General features: G+C 70.8%; 17 protein-coding genes. 14 read left to right on the forward strand and 3 right to left on the reverse strand.

The window, feature by feature from the left end; all coding sequences use genetic code 11:
- Nucleotides 1–182: 182 nt before the first annotated feature.
- Nucleotides 183–623 (reverse strand): hypothetical protein, encoded by a 441-nt coding sequence (locus tag M0L44_RS21515; protein ID WP_151124332.1) that lies wholly within the window; start codon nt 621–623, stop codon nt 183–185.
- Between the two features lie 205 nt (nt 624–828).
- Nucleotides 829–1,638 (reverse strand): HoxN/HupN/NixA family nickel/cobalt transporter, encoded by an 810-nt coding sequence (locus M0L44_RS21520; protein WP_252772238.1) that lies wholly within the window; start codon nt 1,636–1,638, stop codon nt 829–831.
- A gap of 183 nt (nt 1,639–1,821) precedes the next feature.
- Here M0L44_RS21520 and M0L44_RS21525 point away from each other — a divergent pair, with 183 nt between their 5' ends.
- On the forward strand, nt 1,822–3,585 hold the full coding sequence (locus M0L44_RS21525) for a GGDEF domain-containing protein (RefSeq protein WP_252772239.1): 1,764 nt from the start codon (nt 1,822–1,824) through the stop codon (nt 3,583–3,585).
- Between the two features lie 31 nt (nt 3,586–3,616).
- Here M0L44_RS21525 and M0L44_RS21530 read toward each other — a convergent pair whose 3' ends face one another.
- The gene (locus M0L44_RS21530) at nt 3,617–5,944 is read right to left on the reverse strand and encodes a TonB-dependent receptor (protein WP_252772240.1); all 2,328 of its coding nucleotides are present in this window, start codon (nt 5,942–5,944) and stop codon (nt 3,617–3,619) included.
- Nucleotides 5,945–6,185: 241 nt separating this feature from the next.
- Here M0L44_RS21530 and M0L44_RS21535 point away from each other — a divergent pair, with 241 nt between their 5' ends.
- The 13 genes from M0L44_RS21535 (at nt 6,186) to argE (ending at nt 20,426) form a co-directional block, all read left to right on the forward strand.
- Entirely contained in the window at nt 6,186–7,112 is a 927-nt protein-coding gene (locus M0L44_RS21535) for a sensor histidine kinase (protein ID WP_252772241.1), read from the forward strand.
- Nucleotides 7,109–7,756 (forward strand): response regulator, encoded by a 648-nt coding sequence (locus M0L44_RS21540; RefSeq protein WP_252772242.1) that lies wholly within the window; start codon nt 7,109–7,111, stop codon nt 7,754–7,756. The genes M0L44_RS21535 and M0L44_RS21540 overlap by 4 nt, the downstream gene beginning before the upstream one ends.
- 448 nt (nt 7,757–8,204) lie before the next feature.
- On the forward strand, nt 8,205–11,126 hold the full coding sequence (locus M0L44_RS21545) for a di-heme oxidoredictase family protein (RefSeq protein ID WP_252772243.1): 2,922 nt from the start codon (nt 8,205–8,207) through the stop codon (nt 11,124–11,126).
- A gap of 5 nt (nt 11,127–11,131) precedes the next feature.
- On the forward strand, nt 11,132–12,124 hold the full coding sequence (locus M0L44_RS21550; RefSeq protein WP_290429073.1) for a glycosyl hydrolase: 993 nt from the start codon (nt 11,132–11,134) through the stop codon (nt 12,122–12,124).
- Nucleotides 12,125–12,240: 116 nt separating this feature from the next.
- Entirely contained in the window at nt 12,241–13,458 is a 1,218-nt protein-coding gene (locus M0L44_RS21555; RefSeq protein WP_252772244.1) for a cytochrome-c peroxidase, read from the forward strand.
- Between the two features lie 53 nt (nt 13,459–13,511).
- Complete coding sequence (locus M0L44_RS21560) at nt 13,512–14,834, forward strand: OprO/OprP family phosphate-selective porin (RefSeq protein WP_252772245.1); 1,323 nt, start codon at nt 13,512–13,514, stop codon at nt 14,832–14,834.
- The gene (locus M0L44_RS21565) at nt 14,834–15,379 is read left to right on the forward strand and encodes an FMN-binding protein (RefSeq protein WP_252772246.1); all 546 of its coding nucleotides are present in this window, start codon (nt 14,834–14,836) and stop codon (nt 15,377–15,379) included. The genes M0L44_RS21560 and M0L44_RS21565 overlap by 1 nt, the downstream gene beginning before the upstream one ends.
- Nucleotides 15,367–16,176, forward strand: a complete 810-nt coding sequence (locus tag M0L44_RS21570; protein WP_252772247.1) for an FAD:protein FMN transferase — start codon at nt 15,367–15,369, stop codon at nt 16,174–16,176. The genes M0L44_RS21565 and M0L44_RS21570 overlap by 13 nt, the downstream gene beginning before the upstream one ends.
- Complete coding sequence (locus tag M0L44_RS21575; RefSeq protein ID WP_252772248.1) at nt 16,173–16,640, forward strand: hypothetical protein; 468 nt, start codon at nt 16,173–16,175, stop codon at nt 16,638–16,640. Before M0L44_RS21570 ends, M0L44_RS21575 begins: the two co-directional genes overlap by 4 nt.
- 188 nt (nt 16,641–16,828) lie before the next feature.
- Entirely contained in the window at nt 16,829–18,133 is a 1,305-nt protein-coding gene (locus M0L44_RS21580) for a flavin-containing monooxygenase (protein WP_252772249.1), read from the forward strand.
- On the forward strand, nt 18,130–18,567 hold the full coding sequence (locus tag M0L44_RS21585) for a RidA family protein (protein ID WP_252772250.1): 438 nt from the start codon (nt 18,130–18,132) through the stop codon (nt 18,565–18,567). Before M0L44_RS21580 ends, M0L44_RS21585 begins: the two co-directional genes overlap by 4 nt.
- A 19-nt stretch (nt 18,568–18,586) precedes the next feature.
- Nucleotides 18,587–19,261 (forward strand): DUF1028 domain-containing protein, encoded by a 675-nt coding sequence (locus M0L44_RS21590; protein WP_252772251.1) that lies wholly within the window; start codon nt 18,587–18,589, stop codon nt 19,259–19,261.
- Nucleotides 19,254–20,426 carry an acetylornithine deacetylase gene (gene argE / locus M0L44_RS21595; protein ID WP_252772252.1) on the forward strand — a complete coding sequence of 391 codons (1,173 nt, stop codon included), beginning with the start codon at nt 19,254–19,256 and terminating at the stop codon, nt 20,424–20,426. The genes M0L44_RS21590 and argE overlap by 8 nt, the downstream gene beginning before the upstream one ends.
- Nucleotides 20,427–20,437: the final 11 nt, after the last annotated feature.

The following is a 20,437-nucleotide window of genomic DNA, read 5'->3' on the forward strand; positions in this document are numbered from 1 at the left end:
TCGCAGGCCTGTTCGGACCTGCGGGCATGGAAACCAAGGCGAATCTGCCAGCTGCAGCATCACATTCCCATCGTCTCGGCGCACCACCACGCCGGGTTGCGAGTTGTGCAGACCTTCCCTAAGCGAACGTCGACCGACGACAGCTTCCAGTCTGATGATGACTTCCGCCGGTATTCGCCCGCTCACACCTTGGCGAGGAAGGCCGCCGCATCACCCGCGTCACACTTCCAGTCTGCGAAGACCCCGACCAGATTGCATTCCACGCAGTGGCAAGCGATGTAGTACCAGCGCACGTCATGTGTGCCCTTGTGGACGGAGACGCCAGACATCAGCTCGAACACCTCGTTTTCGCACACGCACTCGTGCGCCTCGGGAACGGCGTTTTCAAGGTGGTCTGCGCTGTTGCCCATGAGGTGATCCTGCCCACAGTCGGTGCAGGTGCGGATTGCCACGCCGGCTTCTTCATCGGTCTGCAGCGCGAAGGTCCTGCACCCGCAATCGCATTTGGATGCGGCAAACCGGACGGCCTCATCGCGATTCGCGATGCTGTAGCTGCGAAGCTCGGCTTGGGTGTCGCCGGACGTCGTTCCGTACCAGAACTCGCCCTTCTTCGTCAGTGCCATTGATGCTGCTCCGTTCTTCAAGGTGGGCTTGCCGGCTGGCCAGATGCCCGGCTCGCACGGCTCATTTGGATTTTGCCTGGAGGCCTGACCGGTTCCCCAGGCCGTACCCATGCGAAGCAGCAAGGGGTCACGGAGGCATCGAGGGGCCAGTTGCCCGCCAGACAGGGCCGACCTGCAGGCTCGGCAACAACTCTGGCGCCTTGCGTCAAGCGGGCTGGCGCCGTGCCCCCAGCCACCGGGCCAGGCCGTAGCCCACCAGCAGGGTGAGCACCACGGCCGCACCCAGCGCCAGCTCCTGCCCATCGGTCCAGGTGTCGATGGCGGGCGAGAGCAGCTTGGCCAGGCCCAGCAGGCCGATCAGCAGGCTCACGCAGCCCACCGCCGCGCCCATGATGCGCGAGGCCAGCGCCGCCACTTCGTCGGCGCGGGCGATCAGGCGCGAGATCCACCAGCCGTTCAGGCCGTCGGTGATCAGCATGCCCAGGATGAACAGCGCCCCCAGCGTGAGCGCCCGGCCCAGGCCACCGAACTGGGTGGCGGTGGCGGCGAACAGGGCCGACTGGCTGACCGTGTCGAAGGAGATGGCGAACAGCACGCCCACGCCGGCCACGCTGGCCGGGTGGCGCGCCTGGGTCCAGCGGCCCAGCCAGCGCGTCTTCCAGCCCACCGGGGCCACCACCTCGCCCGGGGCGGCGCGCAGCACGGCCCGCAGGTTCACCAGTCCCAGGCCGATCAGAAAGGCGATGGAGACCCAGGCGCCGAACAGGTCCAGCCAGGCTGGCGGGCTCCAGTGGGTGCTGGCCAGCCCGACGAAGGCTGCGATCAACATCACCACCAGGCCATGGCCCAGCGAGAACAGGGCACCGCAGTAGCGCGCCCAGCCCAGCTGCCGGCGCTGGTTCAACCGGGTCAGGCCATCGATGGTGGCCAGATGGTCGGCGTCAAAGCCGTGGCGCATGCCCAGCAGCAGCACGATGGCGCACAGGGCGCCCCAGTCGGTGGGAAGTTCGCTCACGTTGGATTTCCGGGTCAGGGGGATCGAAATCTTCACACAAGAAGCGTGCCGGCCCGGGGCCCACCGACGGACCTGGCAGGCCGCGCTAGCATCGGGTCCATGGACGGCCGGATTCATGCCACCGGTGCGTCATCCCTGCCCCCTGAGGGGGGTCTTCAACGTGATGGTGTTTTTGCGATGGGCATGCCGCTGCGCAGGCTGGTACCGCTGCTGGCCCTGCTGCTTTCCCTGTTCTCGATGGCCGTGGCCAGCCGGGCCCTCGTGGCGGAATGGACCCGGCTGCAGGATGCCGACCGGGCGGGCTTGGCGCTGGCCGATCTGAAGACCGTCCTGGTGGCCGCCGAGATGGCCTCGCGCGAGCGCGGCCCGTCCAACGCCCTGATGGGGCAGGGGGCAGCAGCCCCGGCGGTGCTGAAGGAGCGCCTGGCCCTAGCTCGGGACCGCACGGACAGGGCCATCGAGGCCCTGCAGACCTGCTTGCGAGCCCGTGCCGGGCAGCCGCGCCACGCCATGGCCCAGCGCCACCTGGAGCAGGCCGTGCGTCAGCTGCAGACGGGCCGCGCGCAGGTCGATGCCGTCGCCGCCCAGCCCCACGACGGGGTGGACGCCGCAGCCATCCGACAGGCCGTGCAGGCCATGGCGGCCGTCATTCCGGAGCTCGGGCCCGCTGCCGCGCTGATGGCCGATGAGCTCCAGCGTGCGGCGCCGGCGCTGGCCCCTTCCGTGCAGAGCGCCCGCATGGCCGCCGACCTGCGCGAGTTCGCCGGCCTGCTGGGCTCGCACCTGACCGCGGCCCTGACCCAGCAGCGGCCCCTGACGGTGGAGGAACACCTGGCCTTCGAGCGCACCCGGGGCCGGCTGGACCAGGTCCGCGGACAGCTGGCGCTGCGCTTGGACGACACGGCGGCGGCGGACGCCGTCCAGGCTGCCTGGCGGGATGTGGGCCGGGCCTACTTCTCCAGCGGACTCGACTTGGCCGAGGCCGTGGCAGGGCGGGGCGCGCGGGCCGCTGCGCGGGGCCCGGACCCGGCGGCCTTCGCCCAGGCTTATGTGCCCCGCATGGACGCCATCGTGGCCCTGCGGGACCGGCTGCTGGCCCAGGTCAGCACGGCGGTGGCCCGGGAGGCCGTGGATGCCCGCTGGGCCCTGGCCATCACGGGCAGCGTCACGGCGGTCACGTTGCTGCTGCTGGGCCTGATGGCGGCCACCCTCAAGCGGCGCCTGCTCGACCCCCTGGGAGCGACGGTGCAGGTGCTGCACGCCATGGCGCGCAATGACCACACGGACGCCCTGCCGGTGGTGAAGCGGCGGGACGAGATGGCCGAGGTGGTGGATGCGGTGGCGGCCCTGCGCCAGCATGCCCGCCGCCAGGAGGCGATGGCGCTGGAGCGCAGCCAGCTGATCGCCCAGCTCAACGAAAGCTCCAACACCGACTTCCTGACCGGGCTGCCCAACCGTCGCTGCTTTGTGGACACCGCGTCCCAGGTCCTGGCCCGGGCCGCTGCGGAGGGTCGGCCGGTGTCCCTGGTGCTGCTGGACCTGGACCGCTTCAAGTCGATCAATGACCAGCATGGCCATGACGCTGGCGACCGGGCCCTGGTCGCGGTGGGCGAGGTGCTGAAGGCCGCCACCCGCGCCGGTGACCTGGCCGCCCGCATGGGCGGCGAGGAGTTCGTCGTCTTGCTGGAAGGCTGCGGCGATGGCCAGGCCCTGCAGTTTGCCGAGCGGCTGCGTGAGCAGCTGAGCCGGATGCGGGTGAGCCTGGCCGGTGGCGGCGTGTTGCAACTGACCGCCAGCCTGGGCGTGGCGGTGCAGCAGGCACCCGACGGCCCGCTCGACGGCCTGCTGCGCCTGGCCGATGCCGCGATGTACCAGGCCAAATCGCAGGGGCGGGACCGCGCGGTGCTGGCGCCCCCGGGTGGTTGGGTCGGGCCCGAAGGGGCTTAGCCCTGCTGGCCCGTTCGGCGGTTCAGCGCTTTCAGAGCGCCAGACCGTCGAAACGCCAGCGCAGGCCCAGCCACACCGCGCGTGGGGCCCCGGGGGCGGCGAACTGTGCGTTGCGCCACTGGTCCGGCGGCAGCAGCTGGCCGTGGGCGTCGAAGGGGTTCTGCGCCAGCGAGCCACCGGTGGCGTAGCGGCGGTCGAACACATTGGCCACCTTGGCGAAGACCTCCACCCCGTGGCCGAGGGCGACATTGGTGGTCAGGTCCAGCAGCGCATAGCCGCCCACATGGCCGGAGCCGAAGTAGTCCACCCCGTCGGGCCGCTGGCCGCCGTTCTCGTTGCCTTGCACCCGCTGGCTGGAATAGGCCGAGAACTGCGCCCCCACGGTCCAGCCCGGGCGCAGGTGGGCGTTGGCCGTGAGCTTCAGACTGTGGCGGGGCAGGCCGGCCATGCGGTCGCCCGGGCGCACCGCGATCTCGCCCTCGCCGGGGCAGGCCTCGCTGCTGCCGGCGCTGCTGTTCGATTCCGAGAGCAGGCAGGCGCCGTGGCGGAAGGTGGCGTCCAGCAGGCTGTAGGCCAGGCGCCAGTCGAAGGCGTCCGCGTCCTGCGACAGCGACAGCTCGAGGCCCTGGCGGCGGGTGGTGCCCACATTGGTGAAGTAGCCCGCGGCGTGGCCGTTGCTGATGAACAGCAGATCGTCGTGGTTGTCGGTGCGGTAGGCCGAGGCGCTCCACTGCAGGTCCTGCACGACCCAGCCGCGCAAGCCCGCCTCCAGCGTGCGGGCCACCACCTGCTTGAGTGGCGGGTCGCTCTGAAGTGCATTGGGCAGCACACAGGGGTTGGCGGGGTCGGAGCAGCCCAGCTCGATGGGGCTGGGCGCGCGGTTGCCCTGGCTGAAGCCGCCAAAGGCGGTCAGCGCGGGGCTGATCTGCCAAGTCAGGCCGGCGGCCGGGTTGAACTTGGCGTAGGTGCCCTGGCCGTCCAGGTTCGTGTCCAGGCCCAGGTCCGCCCGACCCACGTCGGTGGTGTGCACCCGGGTGTGGTTGTAGCGGCCCGACAGGGTCAGGTGCAGTGCGGGGCTGAGCGTGATCAGGTCCGAGGCATAGACGCTGGCGGTGCGCTGGCTGCCGCGGATCTTGGCGTCCACCTCGGCCTCTTCGGTGTCCACCACGCCCCGCGTGGCATCGAGCATGCCTTCGGCGCTGGTCTGCTCGAAGCTGTTGTGGGCCTGGTCCCAGGCCGCGCCCAGGCTCAGCTGGTGGGCGCCGGCAGTCTTGCTCAGCTGCAGGGTCAGGCCCTGGCTGCGGTCGGTGGTGCGGGTGCGGTTCTCGACGCCGGTGTTCAGGTCGTCCACCCCGTCGTAGTCGTCGTTGAGGTCGCCGTTGAGGGTGTGGCCGTTCAGCCGCCGCAGGTAGGCGGTGCCCGACAGCGTGAAACCATCGCCCAGCAGCCGCGAGGCATTGAGCGTGAGCAGGGTGGCCTGGTGGCGGGTCTCGTCCGGGCGGGTGAAGATCTGGTGCTGGTCCAACGCCAGCATCGATTCCGGCGTCAGCCCGTTGCCCACCAGGGTGCTGTCGCCATGGGCCAGGCTCAGGTCCCAGCGCTGGTCGGCCTGGCGCTCGCCGCCCTTGAGGAAGAGCTGCCGCACCCGCGAGGGCGAGAAGTCCCGCCAGCCGTCTTCGTCGAAACCGCTGAAGGCGCCGAAGACATGGCCATGCTCGCCCACCTTCTGGCCGTAGCTCAGGTCTACGCTGCGGCGGCCGAAGGAGCCGCCCTGGACTGTCACTTCGCCGCCCGGGTCGGTGTCGCCGCTCTTGCTGCGCAGCACCAGGGCGCCGCCCAGGGTGTTCAGGCCGAACAACGGGTTGGAGCCCGGCAGCAGGGCCATGTCGCTCAGGGCCTGCTGGGGGATCAGGTCCCAGTTCACCACGTCACCGAAGGGCTCGTTGACCCGCACGCCGTCCAGGTAGACCGACAGACCCTGCGGCAGGCCCAGCAGCGGGCTGGCGCTGAAGCCGCGGTAGTTCAGCGTCATCTGGTACGGGTTGCCCTGGGTGTGGTTGATGGTGACGCTGGCCAGCTGGGCGCCCATGAAGTCGGGCAGGTTCAGGCTCTGCAGGGCGCGCATCTGGGCGGCGTCGGCCGTCTGCACATTCGAGGGCACCTGGTCCAGGGGCACGGTCTTGTCACCCACCGGCGTGGTGCCCACCACGGTGATGGTCTGCACCGCCGCCACCTGTTGGGCCTGGGCCTGCAGGGCCGGGTGGCAGGCCAGCAGGGCGGCGCAAGCCAGTGGGGCCAGTCGGGGGAGCCGGGGGAGCCGGGCGGCCGCGGATGGGCGGCGCGGGCAGGGGGCGCGCATGGGGTGTCTCCGGATGTTGTCTGTTCAGCTTGGAGCGCACGCTAACAAGCCGTCTTCGCGCCCGACAGGGAAAACTTCCCGCGCCCTGGCACGCTCAGGGTATCCCTGTCGGACGGGCTTGGGCTGTCTCGTTCTGGAGCAGTCATTGCCCTTGGTTGTGTGTCAAAGCGGCGCGATGGCATGGGCCTGAGATGGCATGTGGATTGCACTTCACGCAGGACACGCTCCACCGCTCATCGCCATGCGCCACGCCACTTTCCACTCTCCGTCCCCGGGGGCCGCTGGCCGTTCGGCCCAGGCCCGCAACGACCTGCGCTGGGTGCTGGTGGCCGCGCTGCTGGGCTGGTGCCTAGCGGCGGCCTTCGACCTGCAGGAGCGCATTGCCGGTCTGAGCCAGAGCCTGCGCCTGGAGCTGTGGCAGGTGGACGAGCTGCCGCTGGTGCTGACCGTGCTGGGTGGGGGCCTGGCCTGGTACGCCTGGCGCCGCTGGCAGGAAACCGTGGCCCTGCTGGCCCACAACCGCGAGCTGGCCCTGCAGCTCATCGAGGTGCAGGAACGCGAGCGCCTGGTGCTGGCCCGCGAGCTGCACGACGAGCTGGCCCAGCACTGCACCGCCATCCGCGTGGAGGCGGCCTATCTCCGGCATGCCGACGACGCCACCGCACTGAAGGCTTCGGCCGCCAGCATCTCGGAGTCGTCTCGCCAGCTGCTGGACAGCCTGCGCGGCATCCTGCGGCGCCTGCGGCCGGTGGAGCTGGACGAGCTGGGCCTGGAAGCCGCGGTGCGTGCGCTGGCTTCCCGCTGCGCAGCCCGCACCGGTCTGCACTGCCGGGTGGAGTCCTCGGGCGAGCTGGGCGGCCTGGGGCCGTCCGTCGACATGGCGGTGTACCGCGTGGCGCAGGAGGCCCTGTCCAATGTCGAGCGCCATGCCCAGGCCCGCCGGGCGGTGCTGCAGCTGCGGCGGCAGGGCGATGCGCTGGAGCTGCGCATCGAGGACGATGGCTGCGGCTTCGCCCCGGACCGGCCCAGCCGCGGCCTGGGCCTGCTGGGGGCCTCGGAACGCGCGGCCCAACTGGGCGGCGATCTTTCCACCGGCGCGTCTCCCCTGGGCGGTGCCGCGCTGTGCCTGCAGGTGCCGGTGTGGCCGGTGGCGGAGGGCGCGCGATGATCCGCATCCTGCTGGTCGACGACCATCCGGTGGTGCGTGCCGGTTACCAGCGCCTGCTGGAACAGTCGGGCCGGGCCACGGTGGTGGCCCAGGCCGCCAACGTGGACGAGGCCTGGGCGGCCTGGCGCGCCCACGCGCCCGATCTCACCATCACCGACCTGTCCCTGCCCGGCAGCGGCGGCCTGGAACTGCTGCGCCGCCTGCGCGAGGCCCAGCCCGACGCGCGGGTCATCGTCTTCAGCATGCACGACAGCGAGACGCTGGTGGGCCGTGCCCTGGACCTGGGCGCCTGCGGCTACGTTACCAAGAGCAGCCCGCCCGAAGACCTGCTGGAGGCCGTGCAGCAGGCCTTGCGCGGCCAGCGCTACCTCAGCCCCGGCCTGGCCCCTGCGGTGGCGGTGGGGCCGGGCCCGGCCTCGCTGCTGGAATCGCTCACCCAGCGCGAGTTCGAGATCTTCCAGCTCATCGCCCGGGGCGAATCCCCGCAGCGCTGCGCCCAGGCCCTGCACCTCAGCCCCAAGACCGTGGCCAACCACCAGAGCGTCATCAAGGACAAGCTGGGCGTGAGCACCCTGGCCGGCTGGGCCCACCTGGCGCTGCGCTGCGGTTTGCTGGGCGGCGAAGAGGCCCGCACCGGCGCCTGAGCGGCCGCCCCTGCACCCAGGGCAGCTGCCAAAAATCGTCAGCCCCGGGTGGGGCGGACAGGAATGGGTGACATTTCCCGGCACTCCTCGGGGCTGCCGAGGCATTCCCGCCGGCTTTCCGCCGGTTCTTCGCCATGGATGGGGTTTGATGGCTGCACCCCACCACGCCGTGCTGCCCAGGGCGCACCGTGCCGAAATGCTGGGTTGGCTGAGATTCCATTTGCAGGTGGTTGCAATTTATTCGCGATGTGCTCCGTTCTGGCACGTCGGTTGCGTGTTTCGTCGCCATGTCAAAGCGGCTTCCGAAGTGTTTCCATGGTGTCGGCTCGCCCTCGGTGACTGAGAAACAGAACCGGGCTTGACCCATTGCCTGCCCTTCCATGCCCATTGGGGTATTGGAATTCAACGAAATACCATGCATTACCCAAAGCCCAGGCAGAGCGCTGCCTTGACCCATCTCCAACGCTGGGCGACCCTCGGCTCCCTGCTGGCGCTGGCACAGGTGCTGACGGCCTGCGGCGGTGGTGGCGGCAGCACCCCGTCGTCAGAGGCCCCGGCCCCTGCACCCGCGCCCGCACCGACACCTGCCCCCGCCCCGTCGACCGACCCGGTGCTGGAGCCCCCGCCCGCGGCGCCTGCGCCCTCGCTGCCCAGCACGTCCGATCAGCAGCGCCTGCCGTCGCCCCCGGCGCAGCTGCAGCTGCCCGTGGGTGTCGACACGAGCCAACCGGGCATCGCCGTGCGGCCCCTGACCGCCACCTCGTCGGCCACCGCCAACTCCACCAACACTGCGTCCAAGGCGATGGACGGCGACGGCACGACCCGCTGGGAAAGTGCCTACACCGACGACGCCTGGATCCAATTCGACTTCGGTGCCAAGACACAGCTCGGCTATATGAAGCTGGTCTGGGAAAACGCATACGGCAAGGAGTATGTGATCGAGGTTTCCGACGACGGATCGACCTGGTATCAGCTGCGCTACGTCATCGGCGGGCAGGGCGGCACGCAGGAGTTTTTCAATCTCAATGCCAACGTCCGTTATGTTCGGCTGCAGGGTGTGGCCCGCGGCACGCAATATGGGTATTCGCTGTTCGAGGTGAGTTTCGCCTCCCCGGGCAGCGACAACTCGATCAGCCGGGCGGTCACCTCGGCCGCGCCATTTCCACCCAATGGGGGCGCACTGGCGTCCCCCGCCCCTGCGGCCCCGCTGGAAACCACCCAGTTCCAGCTGGCCGATGGCACGCTGGTGACCCGCTTCGGCTTCGTGGGCCGCTCGCGCCACGGGCGCGAGCGCGGCGAGGACTGGAACGAGATCGGCTTCGGCCCGAACGACACCGTGGACAGCGCGGGTCGCCCCCAGGACAAGGGGCCCGGCGCCTACCTCAACTTCGTCGCCAACTACTTCAAGAACCGCACCTGGGGCGTGGAGATCATCGACAACAGCCAGGTGGCTGGCGTCACCGCACCCCGCCTGATCGTCAACCAGTACTACCAGCAGGCGCAAAGAGGCGGCGGGCAGTCCTTCGTCCGCCGCTTCGACGATGCGCACGTCACTGGCTACGGGTGGATGAGCCCGGGCACGCTGCTGGACAACAGCACCTACACCGCCGGCTTCAACGACATCGCGGCCTGCCCCGTGGTGCCCAAGCCGCCCGATGGCGCCCTGCTCAAGCCCACCAGCGGCTACAACGGCATCGTGGGGGCCAACGATGGCTGCAGCGTCGTGTTCGACACCTACCCGGGGCACGCGGACCTGTCGCCCAACGGCGATGGCGTGATGGTGCCCAACGGCAGCACCGTGCCGGCGCGTTCGCTGCGCCAGGGCGATGTCATCGAGTTCACCGGCTCCTTCTTCTCCACCCGTGCCGCGATGGACGCCATCGGTGACAGCGGCGCCTTTCGCTACTACACCAACGAGCTGACCTACGTCATCGGCGCGGGCCTGCGGCCCTCGTATGGCGTGCAGCCCCGGCTGATGAATGCGCCCCTGCCGCCCGAGACCCTGCAGGGCGGCCTGGGCTCGGTGTCCTACGACTACGCCGACAACGCCACCTTCATGTTCCAGCAGCCGTACAACAACATCGGCATGCAGAACATGCAGCGCTTCGTCGAAGGCCGCCGCTGGGTTCACACCAACATGTGGACGGGCGACCACAACGAACCTGGCAACGACCGCAACGAGGCCGCCGTCAAGCTGCAGGGGCCGCGCTTCAACCAGTCCTCCTGCTTCGGCTGCCACATCAACAACGGGCGCAGCGCGGCCCCCAGCGTCGTCAACCAACTGCTGGACACCATGGCCGTGCGCACCGCCATGGTCGGCACCGATGGCCAGCAGCGGCCCGACCCGGTCTACGGCCTGGCCGTGCAGATGCACGCTCGCTCGGCCGCCACGGGCGCGCTGCAGGATTGGGGCACCGGTGTGCGCGTGGCCGGCTTCGACACCAGGACCGTCACGCTGGCCGATGGCGCCGTGGTCGAGCTTTCCAAGCCACGGATCGCCTTCGATGGCGTGACGCCCGAGGTGTATTCCCTGCGAAGCGCTCAGCCGATGATCGGCATGGGCCTGCTCGAGGCCGTGCCCGACGCCGACATCCTGGCCCGGGTCCGCAGCACGCCGGACGCCGACGGCGTGATGGGCCGTGCCAACTTCGCCTACGACCCCGAGACCGGCGCGGTGCGCCTTGGCCGCTATGGCTGGAAGGCGGCCAAGGTGAGTCTGCGCCATCAGGCGGCCAACGCCTTGCTGCTCGACATGTCGGTCACCTCGCCCGTCTACCCCAGCCGGTCCTGCCTGACCGATGCCGCCAACTGCCACAGCGGTGCGGCGGCCAACGGCATCCCGGAGGACGCGCTGACCCTGGCCACCCGCTACCTGGGGCTGCTGGGCGTGCCGGCCCAGCGCAGCCTGAGCAGCGGCTTCCCCAAGGGCGTGACGCCGCTGCCCTATCTGCAGGTGGATCCCGCCCAGGTGACCCGGGGGGCGCAGCTGTTCGCCCAGGCGCGCTGCACGGCCTGCCACATCAGCGAGATGAAGACCGGCCTGGGCACCGAGCTGACCGAAGCCCGCAACCAGACCATCAAGCCCTACACCGACCTGCTGCTGCACGACATGGGCAGCGACCTGGCCGACGGCCTGGTGGAGGGGCAGGCCAGCGGCAACATGTGGCGCACCTCGGCCCTGTGGGGCATCGGCTACAGCCAGCGCGTGGCCGGCAGCACCACCATCGGTTACCTGCACGACGGCCGCGCCCGCAACCTGACCGAGGCCATCGTCTGGCATGGCGGCGAGGCGGCGGCCAGCCGGCAGCGCTTCGTGGGCTTCTCCAAGGCCGACCGCGACGCCTTGCTGGCCTTCCTCAACTCTCTGTAAAGCCGATGAACCCCGTCACCCGTCCCGCGCCGGCCCCCCGGCAGGCGCAGCGCCGCCAGTTCGTCACCCTGCTGGCCGCGGGGGCCGCGGGGGCCGTGGGTGCCGCCACGACCGCCTTGACCGCCTGCGGTGGGGGTGGCGGTGGCGCAGCGCCGGTGCCCGCGCCATCACCTTCGCCGGCCCCCACACCGCCCGCGCCCGCGCCGACTGGTCCGACCCGCAGCGCCAAGCGCGGCATCGCCTATGACCTCAGCGCGGGGGAGGACTACGCCGCGCTCGCGCCCGGTGCGGGCTGGTGGTACGACTGGGGCCTGCAGCCCAGCGGGGGCGACAGCGCCACCCTGCGCGGTCGCTACGGCATGGAATTCGTCCCGATGCTGTGGAACGGGTCGTTCGACGATGCGCAGGTGCTGCAAGCGCTGCGCGACGATCCCGGCATCCGCCACCTGCTGGTGCTCAACGAGCCCAACCTGAGCGACCAGGCCAACCTCACGCCCGACCAAGCGGCCGCGCTGTGGCCGCGCTTCGAGGCCATTGCCCAGGCGACCGGTGTGCAGATCATCGGGCCGCAGATCACCTGGGGCACCCTGGCCGGCTACGCCGATCCGGTCGTCTGGCTGGATGCCTTCTACGCCACCTACCGAGGCGCCAACGCAGGACGCGACCCCCACATCGACGGCCTGGGCTTCCACTGGTACGACTACGGCCTGGCCGATCAGCTGGACCGCCTGACCAAGTACGGCAAGCCTTTCTGGGTGACCGAGATGGCCAACTGGCACAGCGGCGACGGCGACGCGCAGATCGATTCCAGCGCCAAGCAGCAGGCGCAGATGAGCGACATGGTGGCCACCTGCGAGGCCCGCGCCGACGTGCTGCGCTACGCCTGGTTCACCGGTCGGTGGAGCCCCGATCCGCATTTCACCAGCGTGCTGGCCGCTGCCGGCACCCTGACTGAACTGGGGCAGCATTACCTGTCGCTGCCTTACGCCTCGTCCTGATCGCGGCGCCGTTGCCGCGGCGCATCGCTGCCCCCCAACCTTGTTGCTCGGACATTGCCTTCACTTGTGATTGGTAAATAGAATGCGAACCATTCTTATTAATACCCACACCACCAGTGAACACCACCGCGCTTGTGACGTCCGGCCTGGCCCTGTGCCTGGCCCTGGCGGGTTGCGGAGGGGGCTCGGCCAGCACCGCCACCTCCGGCAGCTCCAGCACCACGCTGTCCGCCCAGGCCGAACTGGGCCGGAAGATCTTTGCCGACACCTCGCTGTCGGCCTCGGGCCAGCAGGCCTGCGCCAGCTGCCACGACCCTGAGAACGGCCACGCGCCGTCCAACGCGCTGGCGGCCCAGATGGGTGGCGCCGACATGACGTTGCAGGGCGGGCGCAACTCGCCCTCTATCCGCTACCTGCAGACCAACACGGCCTTCTACTTCGCGGCCGATGGCACGCCCACCGGCGGCTTCTTCTGGGACGGCCGCGCCGCCTCGCTGAAGGACCAGGCCAAGGGCCCTTTCCTGAACCCGGTGGAGATGGCCAACACCAGCGTGACCGAGGTGGTGGCCAAGCTGGCCGCCGCGTCCTACGCGGCGGAGTTCAAGACCGTCTTCGGCGCGGACATCCTCACCCGCCCGGCCGACGCCTTCGACCGCATGGCCCAGGCGCTGCAGCAGTACCAGCTGGAGGACAGCGAGTTCCACGCCTACACCAGCAAGTACGACGCCTTCCTGCGCGGGCAGACCACGCTGACCGAGCAGGAGACCCGCGGCCTGGCCCTGTTCAACAGCGCCACCAAGGGCAACTGCGCGGGCTGCCATCCGTCCTCGCAGTCGCCCAACGGCGCCCTGCCGCTGTTCACCGACTTCACCTACGACGTGCTGGGCGTGCCCCGCAACACCGAGCTGGGCCAGAACGCCGACGCCAGCTACTTCGACCTGGGCCTGTGCGCCCGCTCGACCGGCGACCTGACGGCCCGCACCGACCTGTGCGGCGCCTTCAAGGTGCCCAGCCTGCGCAACGTGGCGCTGCGCAAGGCCTTCTTCCACAACGGCTACTTCAAGACGCTCAAGGACGCGATCACCTTCTACGTCCAGCGCGACACCAACCCCGAGAAGTTCTACCCCGTGGGCAGCGACGGCACGGTGCAGAAGTTCAACGACCTGCCCGCGGCCTACCACGCCAACGTCAACACCACCGAGGTGCCCTACAACCGCAAGCCCGGTGACGCCCCGGCCCTGAGCGACAGCGAGATCGAGGACGTCATCGCCTTCCTCAACACGCTGACGGACGGCTGGAGCAGCACGTCCTCCACGGCCAGCACCTCGCGCTGAACGGCCTGTTCCCCCTTCCAAGACAGCAGACACCCAACCCAAGGACACCCACCATGCACCCGCTGACCCGCTCCGCCCTGGCCCTGGCGGCCGCCCTGGCCGTGGCCGGCCCCGCCGCCGCCCAGGCCGCCACCCCGCAGGAAGAGGCCCTGGCCCGCAAGGTCGACCAGCTGGCCGCCGAACTGGCCACGCTGAAGGCCCAGCTGGCCGAACTGGCCCAGGCCCGTGCCAGCACCGCCGCGGCCCCTGCCGCACCGGCCACCGCCGCCGCCCCGACCGCCGCACCCGCGGTGGCGGCCGCGCCCGAAGCCGCCACCGGCGAGCCCGCCACCGTGCTGGGCGGCTACGCCGAGCTGACCTACAACCGGCCCCAGCACGCGGGCCAGGACACCACCGCCGACGTCGCCCGCTTCGTGCTGGCCTACCAGCACCGCTTCGACGAGAAGACCAAGGTGGTGACCGAGCTGGAGGTGGAGCACACGGTGAGTTCGGCCGATGACCCGGGCGAGGTGGAGGTGGAGCAGGCCTTCGTCGAGCACCAGTTCCTGCCCAACTGGGCCGCCCGCGGCGGTCTGTTCCTGATGCCCGTGGGCCTGCTCAACGAGAACCACGAGCCCAACGCCTACTACGGCGTCATGCGCAACTTCGTCGAGACCGCCATCATCCCCACCACCTGGCGTGAAGGCGGCCTGCAACTGGCTGGCACGCTGGACGACGGCTGGACCGTGCAGGCCGGCGTCACCACCGGCTTCGACCTGAGCAAGTGGGACGCCACCGCCGAATCCGAAGGGCAGGAATCCCCGCTGGGCTCCATCCACCAGGAGCTGGCGCTGGCCAAGGCGCGCGACCTGTCCGTCTTCGGCGCCGTCAACTGGCGCGGCATCCCCGGCCTGCAGCTGGGTGGCTCGGTCTTCACCGGCAACGCCAGCCAGGGCCAGACCACGCAGAACGTCAGCGGCCGCGTCACCCTGTGGGACCTGCACGCCCGCTGGACGCCCGGCGCCTGGGACCTGTCGGCCCTGTACAGCCGCGGCACCATCAGCAACACCGCGCGCCTGAACAGCACCCTGCTGGGCAGCGCCGTGCTCATCCCCGAGCGCTTCGACGGCTGGTACACCCAGGCCGCCTACCACCTGTGGCAATCGGGCAGCTACGCGCTGGCGCCCTTCGCCCGCTACGAGCAGTACAACACCGGCCGCAGCTACGCCAACCTGGGCGCGGGCGTGACCCCGGCCGGTCTCAAGACCGAGAAGGTCTGGACCGTGGGCGCCAACTTCCAGCTCACGCCGGGCGTGGTCGTCAAGGCCGACCTGCAGCGCTTCGACGAGAACAGCAACGCCAACCGGCTGGACCTGGGCCTGGGCTGGAGCTTCTGATGCGCTTCTGGGTCACAGCCGCCGCCATGGCCAGCGCATCTCCCGCCGCCTTCGCGGTGGACTACCTCAGCGCGGACCAGGCCGCGCAGCTCATCTTCCCCGAGGCCGACCACTGGGACAGCAGCACGCTGGCGCTGGACGCGGCCCAGCTGCAGGCCCTGGACGCCGCCGGCGCCAAGGGCCGCTCCGCGCGCTGGGAGCTGCGCACGGCCCGCAAGGCCGGCGCGCTGCTGGGCTGGGTGCTGCTGGACAACGTGGTGGGCAAGTACGAGCTCATCAGCTACGCCGTGGGCCTGGACCGCGAGGGCGCCATCCGCGGGGTGGAGATCCTGTCCTACCGCGAAAGCCATGGCAGCGAGATCCGCCTGCCGGCCTGGCGCAAGCAGTTCGTCGGCAAGAACGCCAGCGCCCCGCTGCGCGTGGGCAGCGACATCGCCAACATCAGCGGCGCCACCCTCAGCTGCAGCCATGTGACCGACGGCATCCGCCGCATCGTGCAGGCGGTGGACGTGGCCCGGCGCGGGCAACCCGCATGGGCCCGCTGAACGCCCCGCCGGCCGGCGGCTGGGTACGCCGCGCCCGGCCGCTGCTGGGCACGCTGGTGGAGGTGGGCCTGCCCCTGGCCGCGCCCGCGGGGGGCGCCACGCACGAGGCCGCCTTCGCGGCGGTCTGGGCCCTGCTGCAGGACATCCAGGCCCAGCTCTCCATCTTCGACCCCGGCAGCGATCTGTCGCGCCTGCATGCCGCGCCGCCGGGCACCCGCCTGAGCGTGCGCTCCCACACCGCGCGCGTGCTGACGGCTGCCCGCCACTGGGCCAGCCTGAGCGACGGCGCCTTCGACCTGGCCCAGGGCAGCGGCCCCTGGCACTGGGACGGCACCCGGCTGTGGCGCGAGCACCCCCACACCCGCCTGGACGCGGGCGGCCTGGCCAAGGGCGACGCCATTGACCAGGCCGTGGCCCGGCTGCAGGCCCAGGGCTGGCCGGCCGGCTGGGTGAACGCGGGCGGCGACCTGCGCGTCTTCGGCCCGCTGCGCCTGCCGCTGGTGCTGCGCGACGAAGCCCAGGGCGGCACCCGCGCCTGGGGCTGGCTGGAAGACGGCGCCGCCGCCACCAGCCATTTCGGTCCCGGCGCACGCAGCCGACTGCACAGCCCCGCAGGCGGTGCGCCCATTCACACCCACCTGAGCGTGCTGGCCCCCACCGCCCTGGCGGCCGACGCGCTGACCAAGGTGCTGGCCCAGCAGCCTGAGTTGCCGACCGCCTGGCTGGCCGGCCTGGGCGCGCACGCCGTCTTCCATGACGCCACGGCGCCACAACCCCTGGCGGAGGTCGCGCCATGAGCCCCGGCCACCGCCACGCCGGCATGGGCCGGGGCCTCAAGCGCATGGTCTGGCTGAGCAGCGCGCTGCTGTGGGCCAGCGGCCTGGGCTGGTGCGCGCTGCACTACACCGTGGGCGCGGGCGGGGCCGAAGGCCTGCCGCACCCGGCCGAGCCCTGGCTGATGAAGCTGCATGGCCTGGCCCTGTTCCTCAACCTGATGGCCCTGGGCGCGGTGGTGGCCCAGCACTTGCCGCCGGGCTGGCGCATGGGCCAGCGCCCGGCCTGGCGCGGCCAGCGGCGCACCGGCCTGTGGCTGGGCAGCCTGTTCATCGCCCTGGTGGCCAGCGGCTACCTGCTCTACTACTTCGGTGGTGAAGACTGGCGGCCCACGCTGGACGGCGTGCACATTGCCGCCGGCGTGCTGCTGGCCGTGCCGCTGCTGTGGCACACCGGCCGCCGCCGCGCGGCCCGCGCCATGCCCTGAGCGAAGCTTTTTCCTCGCGCCCGGCTCCGAAAATCATATTTTCCCTGCGGGGCGCTTCTCAACAGAATGACTCTCACAGCAACCCCGGCGGCCAGCGCGGGGCATGGGTGAGAGTGACGGCAGACCGCCAGGGCCTGCCGAGGGCCATGCCATGTCCAACGGCGAACGAGCCGCCCCAAAGGAACGACATGTCCCTCGATTTGACGGAAACAGACACGCTGGTGGTCGGCGCCGGCCAGGCTGGCGTGGCCATGAGCGAGCACCTGGGCAAGCTCGGCATTCCCCACCTGGTGTTGGAGCGCCACCGCATTGCCGAGCGCTGGCGTTCCGAGCGCTGGGATTCCCTGGTGGCCAACGGCCCGGCCTGGCACGACCGCTTTCCCGGCATGGAATTCCCCGGCTACGGGCCGGACGAGTTCGTCACCAAGGAAGACGTGGCCGACTACTTCGTGGCCTACGCCAAGATGATCAACGCCCCCATCCGCACCGGGGTGGAAGTCAAGCGCGTGGTGCGCCAGCAGGGCCAGCCGGGCTTTCTGGTGGATACCTCCGAAGGCACCATTCGGGCCCAGCGCGTGGTGGCGGCCACCGGCCCCTTCCAGCGCCCGCTGATCCCCGTCATCGCCCCGCAGGACGCAGGCCTGACCCAGATCCACTCGGCCCAGTACCGCAACCCCGAACAGCTGCCCGAAGGCGCGGTGCTGGTGGTGGGCAGCGGCTCTTCCGGCGTGCAGATTGCCGACGAGCTGCAGCGCGCCGGCCGCCAGGTGTTTCTGTCCGTGGGCGCGCACGACCGGCCGCCGCGTTCCTACCGCGGGCGTGACTTCGTCTGGTGGCTGGGCGTGCTGGGCGCCTGGGACGCCGCGGCCACCGAGCCGGGCAAAGAGCACGTCACCATCGCGGTCAGCGGCGCGCGCGGTGGCCACACGGTGGACTTCCGGGCGCTGGGCCACCAGGGCATCACCCTGGTGGGCGTGACCCAGGGCTTCGAGAACGGCGTGGCCCGCTTTGCCCCCGACCTGGCCGACAACATCGCCCGCGGTGACGACAACCTGCGCCAGATGCTGGACGCGGCCGACGCCTACATCGCCCGCCACGGCCTGGACCTGCCCGAAGAACCCGAGGCCCGCCGGCGCCTGGCCGACCCGGCCTGCGTGACGAACCCGCTGCTGAGCCTGGACCTGGCCCAGGCTGGCGTGCGCACCATCATCTGGGCCACCGGCTTCACCGTGGACTACGGCTGGCTGCAGGTGGACGCGCTGGATGCCAACGGCAAGCCCCGCCACCAGCGCGGCGTGTCCAGCGAGCCCGGCGTGTACTTCCTGGGCCTGCCCTGGCTGTCGCGCCGCGGCTCCACCTTCATCTGGGGCGTGTGGCACGACGCCAAGTACATCGCCGACCACGTTGCCACCCAGCGCACCTACAGCGCCTACCGCGCCGCGCCCGAACGGAGCGTGGCCGTGCCATCCAATGCCAAGGAGATCACCGCATGAGCCAGCCGACCCACACCCGCATCCGGATGTTCAACACCAAGGACACCTACCCCAACCAGTCGCTGGACAACGACCTGTGCCAGGCCGTGCGCGCCGGCAACACCGTCTATGTGCGCGGCCAGGTGAGCACCGACTTTGAAGGCAACCTGGTGGGCCTGGGCGACCCGCGGGCCCAGGCCGAGCAGGCCATGAAAAACCTGCAGCAGCTGCTGAAGGAAGCCGGCAGCGACCTGAGCCACATCGTCAAGACCACCACCTACCTGACCGATCCGCGTTTTCGGGAGCCGGTCTACCGTGAGGTGGGCCAATGGCTCAAGGGCGTGTTCCCCATCTCCACCGGCCTGGTGGTGGCGGCCCTGGGCCAGCCCGAATGGCTGATGGAGATCGACGTCATCGCCGTCATCCCGGACGGCTGGGTGCCGCCCCAAGCCTGATCCAACGAGGACCCTTGCCATGACCTTCTCCATCGTCGGGCGCTGCGCCCGCACCGGCCAGCTGGGCGTGGCCATCAGCTCCTCCAGCATTGCCGTGGGCGCGCGCTGCCCCTGGCTGCAGGCCGGGGTGGGCGCCGTCTCCACCCAGAACATCACCCTGCCGGCCCTGGGCCCGCAGGTGCTGGGCCGCCTGGCCGAGCAGATGCCGGCCGAAGCCGCCCTGGCCCAGGCGATGGCCGCCGAACCCTGGCGCGAGCACCGGCAGGTGACCGTGGTGGACGCGCAGGGCTGGACCGCCCACTTCAGCGGCCGCGAGGCCCTGGGCGTGCACCACGCCGTGGCTGGCGCGCAGTGCGTGGCCGCCGGCAACCTGCTGGCCAGCCCCGCCGTCATCGAGGCCATGGTGCCCGCGTTTGAAAGCACCCCCGGCCCGCTGGCCGACCGCCTGCTGGCCGCCATGCAGGCCGCCCTGGCGGCCGGGGGCGAGGCCGGCCCCGTGCATTCCGCCGCGCTGAAGGTGGTGGGCGAGGTGCCCTGGCCCATCATCGATCTGCGGGTGGACTGGGCCGAGGCCGACCCCATCGGCCAACTGGCCGGCCTGTGGCAGGCCTATCGCCCGCAGATGCAGGACTACCTCACCCGCGCCCTGGACCCCACCGCCGCCCCCAGCTACGGGGTGCCGGGCGATGAATGATCCCCGCAGCGTCGACCTGCTGGCGCAGCTGCTGAGCCAGCCCACCGTCAGCCGCAACCCCAACCTGGGGCTGATCCACTTCATCCGCGACTACCTGGCCGGCTGGGGCGTGGCCAGCGAGCTGTTTCTGAATGCCGAAGGCAGCAAGGCCAGCCTTTACGCCACCCTGGGCCCCACCGACCGCGGCGGCGTGGCCCTGTCCGGCCACACCGACGTGGTGCCGGTGGACGGCCAGGCCTGGACGGTGGACCCCTTTGCCCTGACCGTGCAGGACGACCGCCTGTACGGCCGCGGCGCCGCCGACATGAAGGGCTTCATCGCCTGCGTGCTGGCGGCGGTGCCGCGCTTTCTGGCGCGGCCGCTGCACTGGCCGGTGCACCTGGCGTTTTCGTATGACGAAGAGGTGGGCTGCCTGGGCGTGCGCCCCATGCTGGCCGAGCTGGCCCAGCGCCCGCACAAGCCCCGCCTGTGCCTGATTGGCGAGCCCACCGAGATGAAGCCCGTGCTGGGCCACAAGGGCAAGCTGGCCATGCGCTGCCGCGTGCGCGGCGCGGCCTGCCATTCGGCCTATGCACCGCAGGGCGTGAACGCCATTGAATATGCCGCGCGTCTCATCCACCGCCTGGGCGACATCGGCCAGCAACTGGCCCGGCCGGAACACCACGACCCCCGCTTCGACCCGCCGCACTCCACCGTGCAGACCGGGCTGATCCAGGGCGGCCGGGCGCTGAACATCGTGCCGGCCGACTGCAGCTTCGACTTCGAAGTGCGGGCCCTGCCGGGCTTTGACGCCCAGCAGGTGGTGGACGAACTGCTGCAGCACGCGCTGCTGGACCTGCTGCCCCGCATGCAGGCCGTGCACCCCCAGGCCGACATCCAGTTCGAACCTCTGAGCGCCTACCCCGGCCTGGCCACACCGGCCGACGGCGAGGCCGCCTACCTGCTCTCACGCATCAGCGGCAGCTCGGCCTTTGGCACCGTGGCCTACGGCACCGAAGGCGGCCTGTTCCACCAGGCCGGCATCCCCACCGTGGTCTGCGGCCCCGGCAGCATGGACCAAGGCCACAAGCCCGACGAGTACGTGACCGTGGCGCAGCTGCAGGCGTGTGATGCGATGTTGGGGAGGTTGGGGGAGGTGTTGGAGGGGGAGGGCGGGCTGCGGTGAGTCTGAGCAAT

Origin of the sequence: Ideonella oryzae (genome assembly GCF_024055665.1) — a bacterium.
Lineage (GTDB): Bacteria > Pseudomonadota > Gammaproteobacteria > Burkholderiales > Burkholderiaceae_C > Ideonella > Ideonella oryzae.

Bases quoted from the DNA above. Each gene is read 5' to 3' on its own strand.
- M0L44_RS21515 (WP_151124332.1), bottom strand. From the start codon at position 623: ATGGCACTGACGAAGAAGGGCGAGTTCTGGTACGGAACGACGTCCGGC.
- M0L44_RS21525 (WP_252772239.1), top strand. From the start codon at position 1,822: ATGCCGCTGCGCAGGCTGGTACCGCTGCTGGCCCTGCTGCTTTCCCTG.
- M0L44_RS21530 (WP_252772240.1), bottom strand. From the start codon at position 5,944: ATGCGCGCCCCCTGCCCGCGCCGCCCATCCGCGGCCGCCCGGCTCCCC.
- M0L44_RS21535 (WP_252772241.1), top strand. From the start codon at position 6,186: ATGCGCCACGCCACTTTCCACTCTCCGTCCCCGGGGGCCGCTGGCCGT.
- M0L44_RS21540 (WP_252772242.1), top strand. From the start codon at position 7,109: ATGATCCGCATCCTGCTGGTCGACGACCATCCGGTGGTGCGTGCCGGT.
- M0L44_RS21550 (WP_290429073.1), top strand. From the start codon at position 11,132: ATGAACCCCGTCACCCGTCCCGCGCCGGCCCCCCGGCAGGCGCAGCGC.
- M0L44_RS21560 (WP_252772245.1), top strand. From the start codon at position 13,512: ATGCACCCGCTGACCCGCTCCGCCCTGGCCCTGGCGGCCGCCCTGGCC.
- M0L44_RS21565 (WP_252772246.1), top strand. From the start codon at position 14,834: ATGCGCTTCTGGGTCACAGCCGCCGCCATGGCCAGCGCATCTCCCGCC.
- M0L44_RS21570 (WP_252772247.1), top strand. From the start codon at position 15,367: ATGGGCCCGCTGAACGCCCCGCCGGCCGGCGGCTGGGTACGCCGCGCC.
- M0L44_RS21575 (WP_252772248.1), top strand. From the start codon at position 16,173: ATGAGCCCCGGCCACCGCCACGCCGGCATGGGCCGGGGCCTCAAGCGC.
- M0L44_RS21580 (WP_252772249.1), top strand. From the start codon at position 16,829: ATGTCCCTCGATTTGACGGAAACAGACACGCTGGTGGTCGGCGCCGGC.
- M0L44_RS21585 (WP_252772250.1), top strand. From the start codon at position 18,130: ATGAGCCAGCCGACCCACACCCGCATCCGGATGTTCAACACCAAGGAC.
- M0L44_RS21590 (WP_252772251.1), top strand. From the start codon at position 18,587: ATGACCTTCTCCATCGTCGGGCGCTGCGCCCGCACCGGCCAGCTGGGC.
- argE (WP_252772252.1), top strand. From the start codon at position 19,254: ATGAATGATCCCCGCAGCGTCGACCTGCTGGCGCAGCTGCTGAGCCAG.